We start from the raw sequence: 17,650 nt of genomic DNA, 5'->3' as shown, positions 1-17,650 counted from the left end.
TCCTATGAAGCAAGTACTTTAATCCTTCTGATTATAAATATTAATTTGCTTAAATCAAGTTTAGAAGCAACCATCTCATCTAAAAAACTATTATAACGTTCTATGTAGTCCTTATCATCACAAGCCCAGGTTTGAACCTTATCTTCGGGGTTATCAGTAGCTTTTATGACTTTAACAGCTAGCTTGTGATGGTAATTGCTTAAATCGTCCAATAAATCATTAACTAAGCTGCGATCCCAATAAGAAGAGCGGCTTTTCATCTTGATGGCAATTGTTCTAATCAGATCGAATCTTAACAGCGACTTTAACTCAAAGTATATTTTACCAGCATCAAGAATGGACAAAGATGTCTGTTCAGCAACAGATATAATGTCCAGTGCATAAGCAAGAACGCATAGATCAGCAACTTTTTTTGCTAGATCTTTATTTATATTAAGTTCTACTAAAGAAGTTGATCCATGGCTATAGATCTTTAATAGGTGTTCATCTAAAACATCAGTTAAGTTCTGGCCTAAAGTTTCAATTGCATCTTTAAATTTTGTAACATCATCCAATTCTACAAAGCTAAGCTTGCCAAGATTTTTCACTAGCCAAAATGATACTCTGCCAATAAATTTCTGCACGTTCCTCACTATTTGTAAGTATGAGTTAACATCAATTTTTCCATCCAATTCATCAATTTTCTGCCACAGGCTGTTTAAATCATACAGGTGGTTAACAACAATATATATGTTAACCGCTTCTTGTATCTTAATTCCAGTGTTCTCAGCCAAATTATTGATGAATATACAGCCCATTCTATTCACTACATCATTTGCAATGCAAGTAGAGATAATTTCTCTACGAAGTTGGTGTTTTAATATGAAATCCTTAAACTTTGTTACCATCTTTTTAGGAAAATAACCTAGCAAGTAGTCATGAGATATAAGATCTTTTTCAGACAGATCGGAATGTATAATTTCATTTTTTATTGCTGTTCTAGCATAAGACATTAGAACAGAGAGCTGAGGAGAACTGAAACCTTCTGCACCAGTTAACATCCTTGCTATCTCTTCTTCAGTTGGAAGAAATTCTACGCTTCGGTTTAACAGCCCAGATTTTTCTAAACTGAGCAGTAACCTGTGGTGCTGCTCCAATCTCTCTTTAGCTTGCAAACACTCAAGAAGTAATGCTTTTGTTTCAATTTTGTTGTGGTTCTCAAGCACTTTGGATGCAACTTCATCCACCATACTTGCCAGTATTTCATTCCTTTTTTCTAAAGAAATACCCCCTGCTTTCATAGCTGAAACAAATACAATCTTAATGTTAACTTCAAGGTCCGAACATATCACTCCGGCTGAATTATCAACAAAGTCTGCATTGATATATCCACCTTTTTCAGCATATTCTATTCTTCCAAACTGTGTACAACCAAGATTTCCACCCTCTATAAACATAGAAGCTCTAATATCTTTACCATTCACTCTTAACTCATCGTTTGCTTTGTCACCGACCATGCTATGATTTTCACTCTTTGCCTTAACAAACGTGCCGATTCCTCCATTCCATATGAAGTCCACTTTTGCTTTCAATAGATATCTAATCAAATCACTTGGAGGTAGCATATCTTCTGTTATATCAAAGCACTTTTTTATTTCTTGAGAAATGTTTACTTGCTTACTGCTACGCTCAAATACTCCTCCACCCTTAGAAATCAAATCTTTATTATAATCCATCCAAGTTGAAAATGGTAACTCAAAGAGACGTTTACGCTCTGTGAAACTCTTTTTTGCATCAGGGTTTGGGTCAACAAAAATATGCATATGGTTAAATGCGCCGATTAAATGTATATTTTTTGAAAGCAGCATACCATTTCCAAATAAGTCGCCAGCCATATCCCCAATTCCAATAACAGTTGCATCCTGGTAAATATCCTTATTCATTTTCCAAAAATGCCTCTGTGCTGCAATCCATGCACCTTTGGCTGTAATACCCATTTTTTTGTGATCATAACCTGCTGATCCACCAGATGCAAATGCATCGCCAAGCCAAAAATTGTATTCAGAGGCTATCTGGTTGGCATAATCAGAAAATGAAGCAGTGCCTTTATCTGCTGCAACTACCAAGTATGGATCGTCTTCATCATACCTAATCACATTCTCTGGTGGAATTATTTCACCATCAACCACGTTATCAGTAATATCAAGCATTCCTCTAATAAAACTCTTATAGCACTCAACACTTTTCTCTCTTAAAGTATCTTTGTCTTTATAAACTTGCTTAATTACAAACCCACCCTTTGCGCCAACAGGGACAATAACCGCATTTTTTGTCATCTGAGCTTTCATGAGCCCCAAAACTTCAGTGCGAAAATCTTCCGTCCTATCCGACCACCTTAAGCCACCACGGGCTAATTTCCCTCCTCTTAGATGTATTCCCTCAAAAAGGTTTGAATAAATATATAATTCACGATACGGACGAGGATCAGGCAAACCATTCACTTTACTTGAGTCAAATTTTATGGATAAGTAGGGTTTATTATCTTGATAATAACTGGTCCTTAAAATAGCCATTATCAAGTTAAATATCGAGCGCAAAACGTAATCATGTGAAACATTGCTGATCTCTTTTAGAAGTTCCTCAATTTTTTCTCTGACAATGTCTGTAGTTTCTGCTCTATCAATGTCTATGTTAGGATCAAATCTTGCATGAAATAGTTGTATCAAATACTTTACTACTTTTGGATACTCTGAGACTACCTTTTGGATATATTCTGGGTTGTAGTTAAATGACGTCTGCTTTAGATAGGCACTTAGCGCTCTAATCAGAAGCACTTCCTTCCACTTGAGCCCAGCAATAATGATCAAACTATTGAAATAGTCATTTTTAATTTCCTTGCTAAACACTTTCGCAAGTGTTATTTCAAATTGCTCTTTTAGAGTAATGTTGTCTATTAATTCATCGACTCTTGACAACACAAAATGGTGTATCCATATTCCACCGTTAATTTCTATGTAATAGCCATTATGAGATAGAATTTTAGCTCCCAAATTCTTAGTGATCCTTAATATCTTCGATAATTCAAGGCCTCCATTGTTTGGAGTATAAACCTTTAATTGATAATTAAGATTATCACGAGTAAGTCTTAAATCGACCTCGCTAACTCCTTTCTTCCTCACTATCTCCAATTTTTTCATATCGTAATATGCGTCATGAGGTTCGAAACTCTCTTGATAGCTTATTGGAAATGCCTTGCAATAACGGATGAATATATCCTCAACAGTGCTAAAAGTATTGTATAAATTGTCTATAAAACGATCTTCCCACTTTTCTGTAATGTTTCTTAATTTGTTTTCGATACGCAAAACTTCATCATCAAGAACGCTAGCATTTTTGGTCTTTAGCACTACATGCAATTTCATCAAATCATATTCATTGATAATGTGATTGTTATAAATATCTGAACTTCCTGCACTTGTCTCATCCTTCAATATGTCACGTATCTTGAACATTAGCCTAGCGCTAGCATAACGCATCGGTATCAGCACTATGCAACTAATAAAATCCCCGACTCTTCTTAAAAATAATCTGACCCTTGGCCTAATCGCAAGAGACATGATCGAAATGCAAATTTTAAATAATTCGTCTTCATTTGATTGGAATAATTCATCACAAGAGAACACTTGCAAAATAGAAATCAAAGCTTTATTGTTGTGGCCCCCGGTTACAAATCCTGCATTTTTTTCTATAACTTTAACTTTATCTTTTATTATTGGAATAGTTCGAATATCTTGGACCTCCGCTACAGAAGTAAATAGCCCGAAAAAACGCCGTTCCTTTACTACATTACCCTGGTCATCAAATTCTTTTACTCCTATACAATTCATGTATGTACGCCGATGGACTATTGAGATTAGATCTGATCTCAATATGTATAGGGAATCAAGGTTTGCAGAAGGAATCAACGTACTTTGACCTACTCTCATCAGGCCAAGGTCCTTTTTGCCATCACAGACGAGTTTTTCATCTTTACCAGCAATATATTCTTGATAACCTAGAAATACAAAATTATTATTCTTTAACCAAACTAGAAAATCTTTTTGCTCTTGATTTCGGTCTGGTGTCATTCCAGTGCGTGACACTGGAATCCACGTGTCCTTTTCCTGGATCCCAGCTGGGATGACAGAAAGACTTGCCTCATCAAGTTTCTTGAGCATTAAGTGCCAATCTTTCACAACGCAATTAACCGCTTTCAGCGTTTTCTGTAGAGATTCTTTTAATGTATCAACAAAGCTGTCACTTATACCTTTGATAATTACATATATGACTGACTCTTTGACTCCATTGCTTTCTTCCAAAGAGTAAATCTCGTCTATTAGGCCATCTTTTCTTTTAATGTTAATTATGCTGTTGCTGTAATAGCATATGGTTAAATCGTGCGATTTAATAGTTGCAATAACAGAATCAACCAAAAATGGCATATCATCGTTTGTTATCTTAATCGTGGTAAAATCGCCTTCTATTCCTGGTATATCATCTATATTGCTTACTACTAACTTACTTTCATCTTTCTCTTTTTGAGAAACAAAATTGTAAGCATCGTTTACAATATATAGCAAAAACTTATCATTGGCTTTTAGGTCGCTTTTATAAACAAAACTATAAAAATACTTAATGAATTTTTTAATTTTTTCTTTATCTTGCTGATTTTCTTGATCAGCTAGCTTAAATAAAGACTCAGTGTCAACATTATGATCTATACACATTTTTTTTAACAAAAATACACAGTGAACTTAAACCTTTTTAACTAAGATTTCATTATCAAGAGCGTACACTATTAGCTCATCATTTTCTACTACTTCCCCTGATAAAACTAATTTAGCTAAATTATTTTGAATACACTCTTGTATAACCCTTTTTAAGGGCCTTGCTCCATATTCAGGGTCATAGCCAGTTTGTGCTATTAGTTCTTTAGCTTCCTGCGACAAACTTATACTCAGTTTACGCTTAGCAAGTGTTTTTTGTAAATAAGAAAATTGAACATCTATAATTTTATAGATGTCATCTCTGGTTAAACTGTGAAATATAATAATTTCATCCAGCCTGTTTAAAAATTCTGGACGAAATGTTGATTTAACTATTTGCATCACTTCATTTCTTACAGAATCAACATTCCCTTTTAGCATTATCTCAGCGCCAAGGTTAGAAGTTAAAATCAGTATGGTGTTGCGAAAATCAATTAATTTACCATGACTATCAGTGAGTCTCCCCTCATCCAAGATCTGTAGCAATAGATTAAATATATCTGGATTTGCTTTCTCGATTTCATCAAACAGAATAACCTGATATGGCCTTCTTCTTACCGCTTCAGTTAATCTGCCACCTTGTTCATAGCCAACATACCCTGGAGGCGCGCCAATTAGCTTTGAAACAGAATGTTTTTCCATATATTCTGACATATCAAAACGCAGAAGCGCTGATTGATCGTCAAACAGAAATTCAGCTAAGGCTTTCGCAAGTTCGGTTTTACCAACCCCGGTTGAGCCTAAGAATAAGAATGAACCAAAAGGTCGATTAGTATCTTGCACCCCAGAGCGGGAGCGCCTAACTGCATTACTTATCGCTTCTATTGCATCTTTCTGCCCTATTACTCTTCTTCCTATTTCATTCTCCATGTTAAGGAGTTTTTCCTTTTCACTATGCATCATATTATCAACTGGAATTCCTGTCCACTTTGAAACAATGTTTGCAATATCATCTCCAGTCACTTCTTTCTTTAAGAAACTATCAGTAACCTTTTCCTGATTTTTTAATTCATTCTCAAGCTGAGGGATCACACCATACATCAGCTCTCCTGCTTTTCCTAAATTTCCACTCCGCTGAGCCAATTCCAGCTCTTTTCTAGCGTTATCTAATTTTTCGGCTGTTTCTTGTATTCTAGCTATTTTATTCTTTTCCATCTGCCATTTGCTGTTCAAGTCAGCAAATTTACTGTTTAGATTTTCGATCTCTTCATTTATCTTTTTTAAACGCTGTTTAGAATTTTCATCACTTTCTTTTTTTAAAGCCTCTGCTTCAATCTTTAGCTGTATAACCTTTCTCTCAAGTTCATCAATAACTTCAGGCTTGCTATCCATTTCAATTCTCACCCTACTTGCTGCTTCATCAATCAAATCAATTGCTTTATCAGGTAAAAACCTATCTGTTATATATCTATTGGACAACGTTGCAGCAGCAATTATTGCACCGTCTGTAATTCTTATACCATGATGCACCTCATATCTTTCCTTCAAACCCCTGAGTATTGAAATGGTATCAGTTTCAGTTGGTTGAGAAATAAACACGGGCTGGAAACGCCTTGCAAGTGCAGGATCTTTTTCTATATGCTGACGATATTCATCTAAAGTTGTCGCTCCTATACAGCGAATTTCTCCACGCGCAAGAGCAGGCTTTAGCAGATTCGAGGCATCCATTGCACCACTTGTTGCTCCTGCTTCAACTAAAGTATGAAGCTCATCTATAAACAAGATAACTTTTCCCTCCGCTCTCGAAAGCTCATTAATAACTGCTTTTAACCTTTCTTCAAATTCTCCTCTAAACTTAGTGCCAGCAATTAGTGCTCCAAGATCCAAAGCTAAGACCTTTGCATCATGCAAACCAAGTGGTACATCGTTTGCAACAATTCTATTTGCAAGCCCCTCAACTATTGCAGTTTTTCCAACACCAGGTTCACCGATCAGCACTGGATTATTTTTTGTCCGCCTCAGTGATACCTGCATAGTTCTTCTAATCTCTTCATCACGACCAATTACAGGATCAAGCTTTCCTTGCATAGCAAGCTCTGTAACATCTTTTGTATATTTCTTTGCCGCATTTAATTTTTCCTCACTGTTTGGCGAGTCCGCACTGCTGCCCTTTCTCATTTCTGCAACAACTGAGTTCAGTTTTTGTGGAGTCACACCATTCTCTGCCAGAATTTTGCCTACAGTATCATCTTTTTGTGCAGTGAGGCCCTGCAGTAAACGCTCGACAGCAACAAATGAATCTTTATTTCTCTTTGCAATACCAATTGAATCTTCAAAAACTTTTGCTATTTCTCTTGAAAGTTGAAGGCCACCACTTCCTGGACCTTCAATTACTGGCAACTTTTTTATTGCACTATCCACAGCATCGGAAATACTCTGCACATTTCCACCACAAGCGTTTATCAAATCCTGAACTAAACCTGATTCATCTTCAAGCATCACTTTTAGTAAATGCTCAGGCATAAAAATCTGATGCCCAGCTCCCAACGCTTTCATCTGAGCACTTTGAATTAGACTTTTTGCTTTTTCGGTAAATTTATTTAAGTCCATAACACCAGTTAAATTCGTATCTGCTGATGTATATAACAACTGATTTCATAAATTTAAACCTAAAGTTGCTTATTGTTAAGTATGAAATTTAAAACTTTCTTAAAAAAGGAACTATCATAGTAACCATACAAATATCTTGTATCTCAAGACCTTTGGTTTTTGTTGCTGAAAATGGTTGTATTATTTAAGTTATTAACAATATACAATACTAAGTTAATGTAATTTATTTGGAGATGACAGGAAAATTTATTGTAACTTTATATTTTAAATAGAATAAAGTTCTTTTGTTAGTATTGTCCTTTTTGTAAAAAATATTCCTAATTTCTTCATCATTTCTGTGGGTAAGGTCATCTGCTTCTCTACCTCAAGTGGTTAACAAAGTTTCTTGTCACGAGGGACCAAATGGAAATCTGCTCGTTTTCACGCGAATTAATGTTACAAATTCTATACATTTCGTTACAAAATGGCATTCGCTTTCTCCATTATCCTTTACCTGCATTTTCATCAGCGTTCCTTGCGGTTTGCTTGCCATATAGGCGGAAATACAGGCTTACCCTGTTCCTTCTGTCATACAACAGTGGGTTAGGTGACTTCTCTATACCGGTGATTTGCGTACATCCAGAAATGAAAAATGTCACATCACCTTTTGGTCGGAGCTTATCAGCATCTTTAGCTCTTTAATCGTTACGATACTTATGAAGCTTCACTTACGTTCACCATACCACTAAGCCTAGCTCTCCAACCACATGATGCTTGTAGTTTATGCTCCTTTCACGATTGAGCATCTTCTTTTTCAAGAGGAGGTTCATTGTCCGCATCGCTTGGCACCAACCGGTTACCCGATTCGCACTGATGCGTAGACTCAGATGGCAAAACATCTGGTTTAATAAGTTTTAGAACTCTTTTAGTTTCTTTCTGAAGGAATTCCTCTCCTTTTAAACAATATGACCGAAGACTTTCAGGTCGCACCATTTCAATAATTAGCTGGGTTCCAGCAGAATCAGTACAGAAAACATCAACAATACTTTGTTTTTTAGAGGCAATCTCAGCATCCATGATAGTGCTGAGAAATTCTATTTCTTCTATTTCATCTTTGCCAGCGAAGCCCAATATATCATTGAGAAAGTGAATGAGAATATCTTTATTTTTCTCAGTGCCAAATATTCTCTTGAACGCGAAATTGTTTTTTGGATCGAGAAATTTCGAAAAGGCCATAATTAAATACAATTAGGAGACGAATAATTATACACTATTTTTCGCAAATGTTCAACCTCTGATTACTCCTTATTCTTTGCCCTTCCTGCACGCTTACGTTCATTTGGATCAAGGAATTTCTTGCGTAAACGTATAGATTTTGGAGTTACTTCCACCAATTCATCATCATCTATATACGCTATCATATCCTCCAGTGTCATTATCTTTGGTGGAGTGAGCTTTATAGCTTCATCACTACCTGAAGCTCTTACGTTTGTTAATTGCTTACCCTTTAACACATTTATCTCCAAATCATTGTCACGGCTATGCTGGCCGACAACCATGCCACAATATACCTTATCCTGTGGCTTAATAAACATAATTCCCCTGTCTTGCAAATTGAAAATTGCATATGCCACAGCCTCACCCTTATCTGTAGAAATTAAAACTCCATTGCGCCTTCCAGAAATTGGACCTCTATGTGGAGCATAACTGTGAAATAAACGGTTAATTATGCCTGTGCCACGAGAATCAGTTAAAAACTCTCCTTGATAACCGATTAATCCTCTTGATGGCACTAAAAACGTTAATCTTGTCCTGCCATTACCAGAAGGTCTCATGTCAGTTACTTCACCTTTACGGAAGCTGAGTTTTTCCATGATGATTCCACTATATTCATCATCTACATCAATTACTACTTCCTCTATAGGTTCAAGTTTTTTACCGCCTTCTTCTTTAAATAACACGCGAGGGCGTGATACCGAAAGCTCAAAACCTTCTCTCCTCATATTTTCAATTAACACTCCAAGCTGTAACTCACCACGCCCACCTACTTCAAATGCTTCACCGCTTGGTGCCAAAGTCACAGTAATTGCAACATTTGTTTCTGCTTCCGCATATAAACGATCCTTTATAGCAGTTGAAGTAAGCTTTGTACCTTCTTGCCCAGCAAAAGGTGAATCATTAACGCTCAGAGTAATCGCCATTGTTGGCGGATCAACTGGAGTTGAGCTTACTGCAGTTGTAACTTCTGGTGCTGCTATAGTATCTGAAACCGAAGCTTCCTCAAGTCCTGCAATTGCAATTATGTCTCCCGCCACAGCTTGTTCTACTGGAATGCGTTTCAAGCCAGAAAATGAGAGCAACTTAGTTAATCTTCCTCGTTCAATTACTTTGCCATCGAGGTCAAGCACCTTAAGATCTGAATTGACTTTTGCAATGCCCTGATAAACCTTTCCTGTCAATATTCTGCCAAGAAACTTATCAGACTCAAGTAGAGTGACCAACATAGCAAAAGGTGCATTTTGATTATAAACAGGAGGTTTTATATAATCTATAACCGTTGAAAATAATGGGCTTAAATCTTTTCTTTCATCAGAAAGCTCCTTAGCACACCAGCCATTTCTACCTGAAGCATACAACACTGGAAAATCTAGCTGCTCGTTGGTTGCATCAAGGTTAAAAAATAACTCATATATTTCATTTAATACTTCATCAATTCTGCTGTCTGGTCGGTCGACCTTATTGATTATCACAATTGGCTTCAAATTTGCTTTTAGTGCTTTTGAGAGCACAAATTTTGTTTGTGGCATGGGACCTTCTGCAGCGTCAACCAGCAGCAACACACCATCTGCCATGCACAATACCCTTTCCACTTCCCCACCAAAGTCCGCGTGCCCTGGCGTGTCAATAATATTGATCTTTTCATCGCCCCACATTATTGATGTACATTTTGCAAGTATTGTAATTCCGCGTTCACGCTCTTGATCACCACTATCCATCACTCGTTCTTGAACTTCTTGATTCTCGCGGAATGTGCCACTTTGTTTTAACATGTTATCAAGTAAAGTAGTTTTACCGTGGTCAACGTGTGCGATTATTGCTATATTTCGGATCGATTTAAATTCGTTCATTTTCTATCATTTCAAAATTAATTTAGTAATAAGTATACATAAAATACACTTGGAGTAAATAACTAAAGCTGTGTATAAATGCTGTGTTTCCAAGATATTATAGGATTACTTTGTTAAATATTCCCTACTCCCAGGTTTTGTTATGGGTAGTTGTTTTAATTCACTTGGAAGTTCTTCCTCGCTGTAGTTTTTGATGTTCAGTTCAATCAAAGATATGACAGGAAAAGGCAGTTTCGTTTCACTATTTCTCTTTATCAAAGAAGCTTCAGCAACAACTTTACCTCCTTCTCCTTCTGCACATTCCACTGCTTCAAGTGAAGATTTACCTGTGGTTATTACATCTTCAATGAGCAATATTTTCTCACCCTTTTTGATCTTAAATCCACGGCGTAATTCAAACTTACCATTAACGCGCTCGCAAAACATTGTCTTTATTCCAAGCTGCCTGCCAATCTCATAACCCACAATTATTCCACCAATTGCAGGAGATAATATTAAATCTATGGAGCTATTTAATTCTTTTTTTATTTTATCTGCTAATAATGCGCAAACTTTCATGGCTCTGCTTGGATTTTCAAAAATCTTCGCACACTGTATGTATGTGTCACTATGCAGCCCGGATGATAAAACAAAATGCCCATGCAAAATTGCTTCTGCTTCTTTAAATTCTTTTATTATTAGGTTATTTTCGTCTAATATCATTTTTTAAGTTTCACTATTACATTCTTTATTAATTATCTGAGTGATACAAACATCAGACCACACATTTATTGCAGTTTCAAACATATCGATGATTGTATAAATAGGCAAAATCAGTCCCATAATATGCAGAGGAACATTCATCGACATGAGATAACTGGTTGCCATAAAATAGCACCCCATCGGCACTCCAGCGTTACCAATTGCAGCCCCTGTAGCTAAAAAAATCCATATCAACATTTCGCTTAAGGAAAATACGTATCCGTTCATTTCTGCAACAAACATTACAGTGATTAGTATAAATGCAGCACATGCATTCATGTTAATTGTTGTGCATATTGGTAAAATAAAAGACGATAATTTCTTTGGCACCTTTAGCTTGTTCTGCACACATTCTATAGTTGTTGGCAATGTTGCACTGGATGATTTAGAAAAAAACGCAAGTGTGAGTGCTGGCATAACCCCTTTCAGCGTTTGAATTGGTGATATGCCTTTATACCACATAAATAGCGGTAAAATCAGAAATGCCTGCACAAAATTTGCAGACATTATGCAAACAAAATACCATAAAAGATTGTAGAACTCACTACCGCCTTTTAATTCATGCAAAAAACATGTGATAAAGGACCACACAGCAAGCGGAATGAATTTTAGTAACCCCTGAGCAATTTTAAGTAGCGTATCAAAAAGTGCAGAGAATATTTGATGTAATATATCCTGCTTTTCTTTTGAAAGTGAAACAATAGCTCCACCCATCAAAAAAGCGATTAATATGCTACCAATCATATTATTTTCAAGAAAAACTTGCACAAAATTAGAAGGAATGAGTGATTTTAAATATGAAAAATAACTGTGGTTATTGCTGTTAATACTCCCTATTGTATTACTTATGAAATTTTTTCTTGCTGGATCTATTAACAAATAAAACGATAATGCAACAAACGCAGCTATAATAGTTGTAAGCAGAGTATAAAATAGTGTTTTCTTAACTAAGACTTTGATTTCAATTGAGTCTTTGAGCCCGGAAATTGTGGAAACTATGGATAAAAAAACCAGAGGTAAGCTTATTAATTTGAGCAAGCTGATAAAGATATCACTAAATAGCTTTGCTATTTCAAATATGATTTCATTGTTTAGGTAGTAAGCAACTATTGCAAGCAGTATAGAAAAAAGTATTGCAAACTTGTGCATTGAAAATAAAACTTCAAAGTAACATTATACAATAATTTTGCTGTTTTGGAATCAGATTGATAGACAAAATAACTTTACAGATTAGGGAAAGATAAGAGGATGTGTTTATTCGGAGACAGTGTAAGATTTCTTAATTTAAATTTAGGTGCACTTAGCCCATTCTGGTGATAACAAATTGGAATAGATAAGATATGATAACTAACTCTTCTGCGAGTATATAGTTTTGCCGGACACAACAGTACGTACTACGTGTCCTTTTACTTTGCGACCATCGAAAGGAGAATTCTTTGATTTACTAGCAAAGTTGTCAGTTTTAATTTCCCATTCATGATTGAGGTCAACTAAAATTAAGTCTGCAGCAAGGTTTTTTTGTATACGACCACGTGGTATGTGTATTATATCTGCAGGCTTATATGTCAATTTTGCGAGCACATCAAGTAGACCCATTTGCCCACTGTGATAGAGTTCAAGTGAAAGGGGCAGCATTGTTTCAAGACCAACAATACCAAATGCAGCATTTTCAAGTGGCAGATCTTTAGAACTACGATCATGCGGAGCATGATCGGTTGCAATGCAATCAATCACACCTGTCTTTAAACCTTCAACCATAGCTAAACGATCTTCTTCAGTGCGAAGTGGCGGGTTCATTTTTGCAATTGCCCCATGTTGTTTTACTATATCTTCAGTCAAAGTGAAGTGATGAGGGGTTACTTCGCACGTAACATTTAATCCCAAATCTTTTGCACGTTTAATAGCATCAAGTGAATCTTTTGAAGAGACATGTAGAATATGGTAGTGCACATTCTCCATATCTTTCATGAGCAGTATATCGCGACTTACCATAACCGATTCTGACGCACTTAAGATCCCCTTTACTCCCAATTCTTCAGAAATTTTACCTTCGTTGATTGCACCACCTGCTGATAAATTTAAATCTTCTGCATGTTGAGCAATAGGAACATTCAGCATACTTGAATAAAGCAGCGCCTGTCTCATAATCATTGGGTTCATAACTGGCATGCCATCATCGGTGAACCCAACCGCACCTGCTTCCTTTAAAAGTGCCATTTCAGTCAGGTGTTCTTCCGAAGTGGTGATTTTAGCGTAAAATTCAACGTTTACATGTGAAGTTTCAAGTGCTCTATATTTCAAATATTTAGCCAAAATAACGCTATCAATTGCTGGAACAGTGTTTGGCTGACAAACTACAGTTGTAACTCCCCCCGCAGCTGCAGATTTGCTGCCTGTATATATAGTTTCTTTATGTTCCTGGCCTGGTTCACGAAAATGTACGTGAATGTCAATAAGGCCTGGCATTAGAACAAGCCCTTTACAGTCTATTGTTTCATCAACTCCACTTGTTGAAAATAATGATTCGCCAAAATCAACAATTTTATCCCCTTCAGTCAATAGCGAACCTTTTATATCAAGTTTAGTTTCTGGGTCGATAATACGAGCATTAGTATACGCAATTTTATAGCCTTCCTTTTGCCCTGTTTGCAACAAATTCCAAGTTTGAGTCATTATATTTGAGTATCAATTATGCAATAAATCTAAAGTTTTTTTAATAAAACACAACCAAATTAAAACACAGACTAAGAGCTGTCTTGAATTAAAATTATCCCAAAAATCCCGCCCTTATAACCTAATTAGCTTAGTTTTAACGTTAATGTGTGAAACTCTTAGCTCTGTTGGAGGATTTTCCAGTTGAATATCTGGCTCATTCTGCATGTTCGATAAACAAATTAAAGCTGAATCAAAATCTTCATCGAACTGTTTTGCTTCATGTATACCATCGATTATTTCCTCTAATTCTTCATCCATTTCTTGCGGCGCACTTTTTAATATCGCTTTTATTTGGTTTAAGTTTTGACGAATTTTCTCCTGATATCCAACAATTCTCTCTTGATATATATCAATCATTTTTTGACATGCGTTGCCTCTAAATGGATGTTCTTTTTTCTCTTTTATGTAAGAACTTTGAAAGTCTTTACAGTTAAGGATTGCTTCTCTATGTTTTTTTATGTCATTAATCGCGCTGACTATCGACTTATCTATTTTCTTCGAATTTTCTTCCCGTTCTTCTCTTTTAATTATACTTTTGGATTCATTTTTTATCTGGTTCATTTTGTCATACAGGTTTCTACATTCTTTGTAAGATGCCATTGGTTGTAATATTCCTTCTTCTACACCTTTATTGTAAAAATTCTTCAACTCATCACTTGATAGTATTGTTATAGCATCTTCCCTTTTACCTTGTGATTTAGGATACTTTTTATTCAATGAACTAACATGATTTAACAAGAAATCTTTAACTAGCCCTTCTTTTTTTACTTCGGATAATCTTTCTAGTGTTTCTATATATTTCAGAGTTTCCGCAAAGAGCTGTCCACCAGAGGGAGCAAATCCTTGAAGTGATTTACTCTGTGCTTTACAAAAATCGGTTTGTAAAAAATCTTCAGCTTGTTTTTTTATTACTGAAAGTTCATTAAAGGCTTTTTCTGGATTGATTTTTCTCAAAATACTAATAGCTTTTCTAATCGCTTTTTCTCTCTTTTTATTATCTTGTTTTTCATTTAATATGAGATGTTCAGTTTTGGTAAAAGCATCACCGCGATCACTCTTTGCAATGTTACAAACGATGCTTTTTACAACTTTTTCGGTTGCTGCATAATCTATTTCTTTTGCAAAGCAGTCAACAAATGATTGCCAAACTTTTTTATTAACAAGCTTACTTGTCTTATTTTCAAAATCTTCTATATCTTTGAATCCTAAAATAGTATAGAGATTTTTTTCGATTATTGGTTCGGCATGTTGTTTTGCCACTTTACCTTTTATATTGAATGGAAATTTACTAATCTTAGTTGTACCCACAATGTTACCTCAATATTAACGCTATCTATAAAAGTATAAAGATTTAGTATTTAATTTTTAATTAATACTAGCACAGCTAACTACGGGAGCATTATGCTAGCATCAATTAACACTTTAACTTCTAACTTGTCATCAGTAATATTGTTTATATAAAAACTATAATTTTTTATGCCTGAACTTGGGAATATATTGCTATTGCTAGCCTGCTTATTGTCTTTGACATATTTGTTTTTACCGCTTAGTTCTTGTCGGTTTATTACCACTGCCATATTTTTTTGTGTATCAGTGTCAATGGCTATTTTGATCTACTGCCACATTACAAATGATTTTTCACTTGAAAACGTATACTACCACTCACACACAACAAAACCTTTGATCTACAAGATTTGTGGTGTTTGGGGAAACAAAGAAGGGTCCATGTTGCTTTGGACCTTAGTGCTTGTCATGTATTTATTACTAATGGATATTTATATACCTTCTGTCATCCCAGTTTCCCCCTCTGTCATCCCAGTCTCTTCTTCTGTCATCCCAGTCTCTTCTTCTGTCATCCCAGTGCCCAGACACTGGGATCCAGACAATTTAATTGCAAATGAGTACATCAAATGGCAGTGTAATAAAAACTGGATTCCAGTGTCAAGCACTGGAATGACACCAGAACGAACTAATGGTAGTAAATTAAAAAAAATATCTCTTATCACTCATGGGCTGATTTGCTTTTGTTTTTTGCTGTTCACTTTAATTGAATCCAGCCCCTTCACTAAAATGCCAGGCATTGAAACAGATGGATTGGGTTTTAATCCGATATTGCAGGATATAGGCCTTGCTATTCATCCACCGATATTATATTTGGGGTACCTTGGATTTAGCGTTCCTTTTTCGCTCTCTATAGCTGGATTAATTTTAAATACTGAAGGAAATGTTTGGGCTAAAATTGTCAGGCCTTGGGTACTTATTTCTTGGTCGCTGCTCACTTTGGGCATCAGCTTAGGTAGCTGGTGGGCATATCGCGAACTTGGGTGGGGTGGATTTTGGTTTTGGGATCCAGTGGAAAACGTTTCTTTGATGCCGTGGCTAATTGCAGTAGCGCTGACACATTTGTTGCTCGTGGTGCGAAATTTCAATGTTTTAAGGAACTTTGCTATTTTACTTACGCTTACAACTTTTATATTGAGTGTGACTGGAACATTTCTAGTCCGCTCAGGAATACTTACCTCAGTGCACACGTTTGCAGATGATCCAAGATATGGACTATATATATTAGCTCTACTTGGTGTAATTACAGTCAGTAGCTTAGTAATATTTGTAGTATTTACGAGAAAAAATCACACGTCTGCGATGTCATTCCAATGCTTGACACTGGAATCTGAAAAGAAACCTGCTACTCAAGTGACAGAGGGTAGAAGATTCTTTTCACGCCTTACGATGATGCTGATGAACAATTTATTATTCATCACTGCCTTTTTCATTGTGTTCGTTGGCACTTTATACCCTACAGTGCTCGAATATTTAACCGGTGAATTAATTTCAGTTGGAGCACCATACTATAATTCCTTATTTAACCCTATTGCACTGGCTATTCTAGCCCTCACGATAATTGGGCAATACTGCAGTTGGCAGGGAAATAGTCTATTGCCAATATTCCGTGAATATAGATTTTCATTTTGTAGTGCTGCAGCTATTTTGCCGTTTATTTTTCACATGGAGCTAATAATTGTGCTATCAATTACTATCTCCATAGCATTATTAATCTTTGTTTTAGAAGCATACAGTAAAAGAATTTGTTTATTTAAGGTAGCATTTGGTGAATCAATTTTATTAGCAAGAAAAGTTTCTAAATCCTACTATGCAATGATGGCAGCTCATGCTGGAGTGGCAATTCTAGTGCTTGGTATAGCATATTCGGTTGGTTGGCAGGAGAAAAAAGAAAATTACTTAAAAATAGGGGATAGCATAACAGTCAATAAATTTAAAGTTACTTTACGAAATATTGAGCTAATAAAAGAAAAAAATTTCCATGCAGTGAGGGGTACAATGGATATCAGGAATTTGCTGAATAATAAGATATTAGGTGAGATGACCCCTGAATATAGATTTTACCTTGTGGAAGGTCAGAAAAATGTTGAAAGCAGTATCTACCACAATTTATTTTCTGATATTTATGTTGTAATTGGAGAGATTGATAAGAGTAAGAGCAAAATCGCAGCCAAAGTGCACTATAAACCTGGAATGTCTATAATCTGGCTTGGATCCTTTCTTATCGCTTTTGGTTCGCTCTTTGCTGCTTTTCCTTTTAGTAAACGGGCGAAGGTTGTCTAGCTGTCGTGGATTTATTAACAACGCTCCTAGGTCCAGAGTGCAATATATGAGAAATTACCGGGCTATAGATACTGATTTGCAAAGGTTAGAACCAAAGAAAGTTATATTTTTTTATTGACAGACCTATAT

Annotated in this window: 9 protein-coding genes and 1 pseudogene; 1 reads left to right on the top strand and 9 read right to left on the bottom strand. The window is 35.8% G+C overall.

The features are described 5' to 3' along the window. Positions 1 to 2: 2 nt before the first annotated feature. The 9 genes and pseudogenes from ACQH2Q_RS03255 to ACQH2Q_RS03215 form a co-directional block, all read right to left on the bottom strand. Positions 3 to 4,745: an NAD-glutamate dehydrogenase gene (locus ACQH2Q_RS03255; RefSeq protein ID WP_425383615.1), complete on the bottom strand. Its 4,743-nt coding sequence runs from the start codon at positions 4,743 to 4,745 to the stop codon at positions 3 to 5. 27 nt (positions 4,746 to 4,772) lie between these two features. Next, a complete protein-coding gene (clpB, locus tag ACQH2Q_RS03250) occupies positions 4,773 to 7,334 on the bottom strand; it encodes an ATP-dependent chaperone ClpB (protein WP_264339172.1) in 2,562 nt (853 codons plus the stop codon). A 969-nt stretch (positions 7,335 to 8,303) separates the two neighbouring features. Continuing rightward, positions 8,304 to 8,549, bottom strand: a pseudogene (locus tag ACQH2Q_RS03245) (PD-(D/E)XK nuclease family transposase); the annotation flags it as partial. Positions 8,550 to 8,611: 62 nt separating this feature from the next. Further along, a complete protein-coding gene (gene typA / locus ACQH2Q_RS03240; protein WP_265023827.1) occupies positions 8,612 to 10,441 on the bottom strand; it encodes a translational GTPase TypA in 1,830 nt (609 codons plus the stop codon). Positions 10,442 to 10,546: 105 nt separating this feature from the next. Continuing rightward, the gene (gene pyrE / locus ACQH2Q_RS03235) at positions 10,547 to 11,143 is read right to left on the bottom strand and encodes an orotate phosphoribosyltransferase (protein WP_006279657.1); all 597 of its coding nucleotides are present in this window, start codon (positions 11,141 to 11,143) and stop codon (positions 10,547 to 10,549) included. Between the two features lie 3 nt (positions 11,144 to 11,146). Further along, a complete protein-coding gene (locus tag ACQH2Q_RS03230) occupies positions 11,147 to 12,331 on the bottom strand; it encodes a dicarboxylate/amino acid:cation symporter (RefSeq protein ID WP_155968759.1) in 1,185 nt (394 codons plus the stop codon). Positions 12,332 to 12,529: 198 nt separating this feature from the next. Next, entirely contained in the window at positions 12,530 to 13,855 is a 1,326-nt protein-coding gene (locus ACQH2Q_RS03225) for a dihydroorotase (RefSeq protein WP_264339174.1), read from the bottom strand. 114 nt (positions 13,856 to 13,969) lie between these two features. Beyond that, positions 13,970 to 15,205, bottom strand: a complete 1,236-nt coding sequence (locus ACQH2Q_RS03220) for a hypothetical protein (RefSeq protein WP_265023825.1) — start codon at positions 15,203 to 15,205, stop codon at positions 13,970 to 13,972. 80 nt (positions 15,206 to 15,285) lie between these two features. Then, positions 15,286 to 15,474 carry a hypothetical protein gene (locus ACQH2Q_RS03215; protein ID WP_022626229.1) on the bottom strand — a complete coding sequence of 63 codons (189 nt, stop codon included), beginning with the start codon at positions 15,472 to 15,474 and terminating at the stop codon, positions 15,286 to 15,288. Here ACQH2Q_RS03215 and ACQH2Q_RS03210 point away from each other — a divergent pair. Beyond that, on the top strand, positions 15,395 to 17,521 hold the full coding sequence (locus ACQH2Q_RS03210) for a cytochrome c-type biogenesis CcmF C-terminal domain-containing protein (RefSeq protein WP_425383356.1): 2,127 nt from the start codon (positions 15,395 to 15,397) through the stop codon (positions 17,519 to 17,521). The genes ACQH2Q_RS03215 and ACQH2Q_RS03210 overlap by 80 nt on opposite strands. The last annotated feature ends 129 nt before the right edge of the window (positions 17,522 to 17,650 follow it).

It is taken from the genome of Wolbachia endosymbiont (group A) of Melieria omissa, assembly GCF_964031125.1.
Classification (GTDB): Bacteria; Pseudomonadota; Alphaproteobacteria; order Rickettsiales; family Anaplasmataceae; genus Wolbachia; species Wolbachia pipientis.
This window is presented reverse-complemented; position numbering and strand designations above follow the sequence as displayed.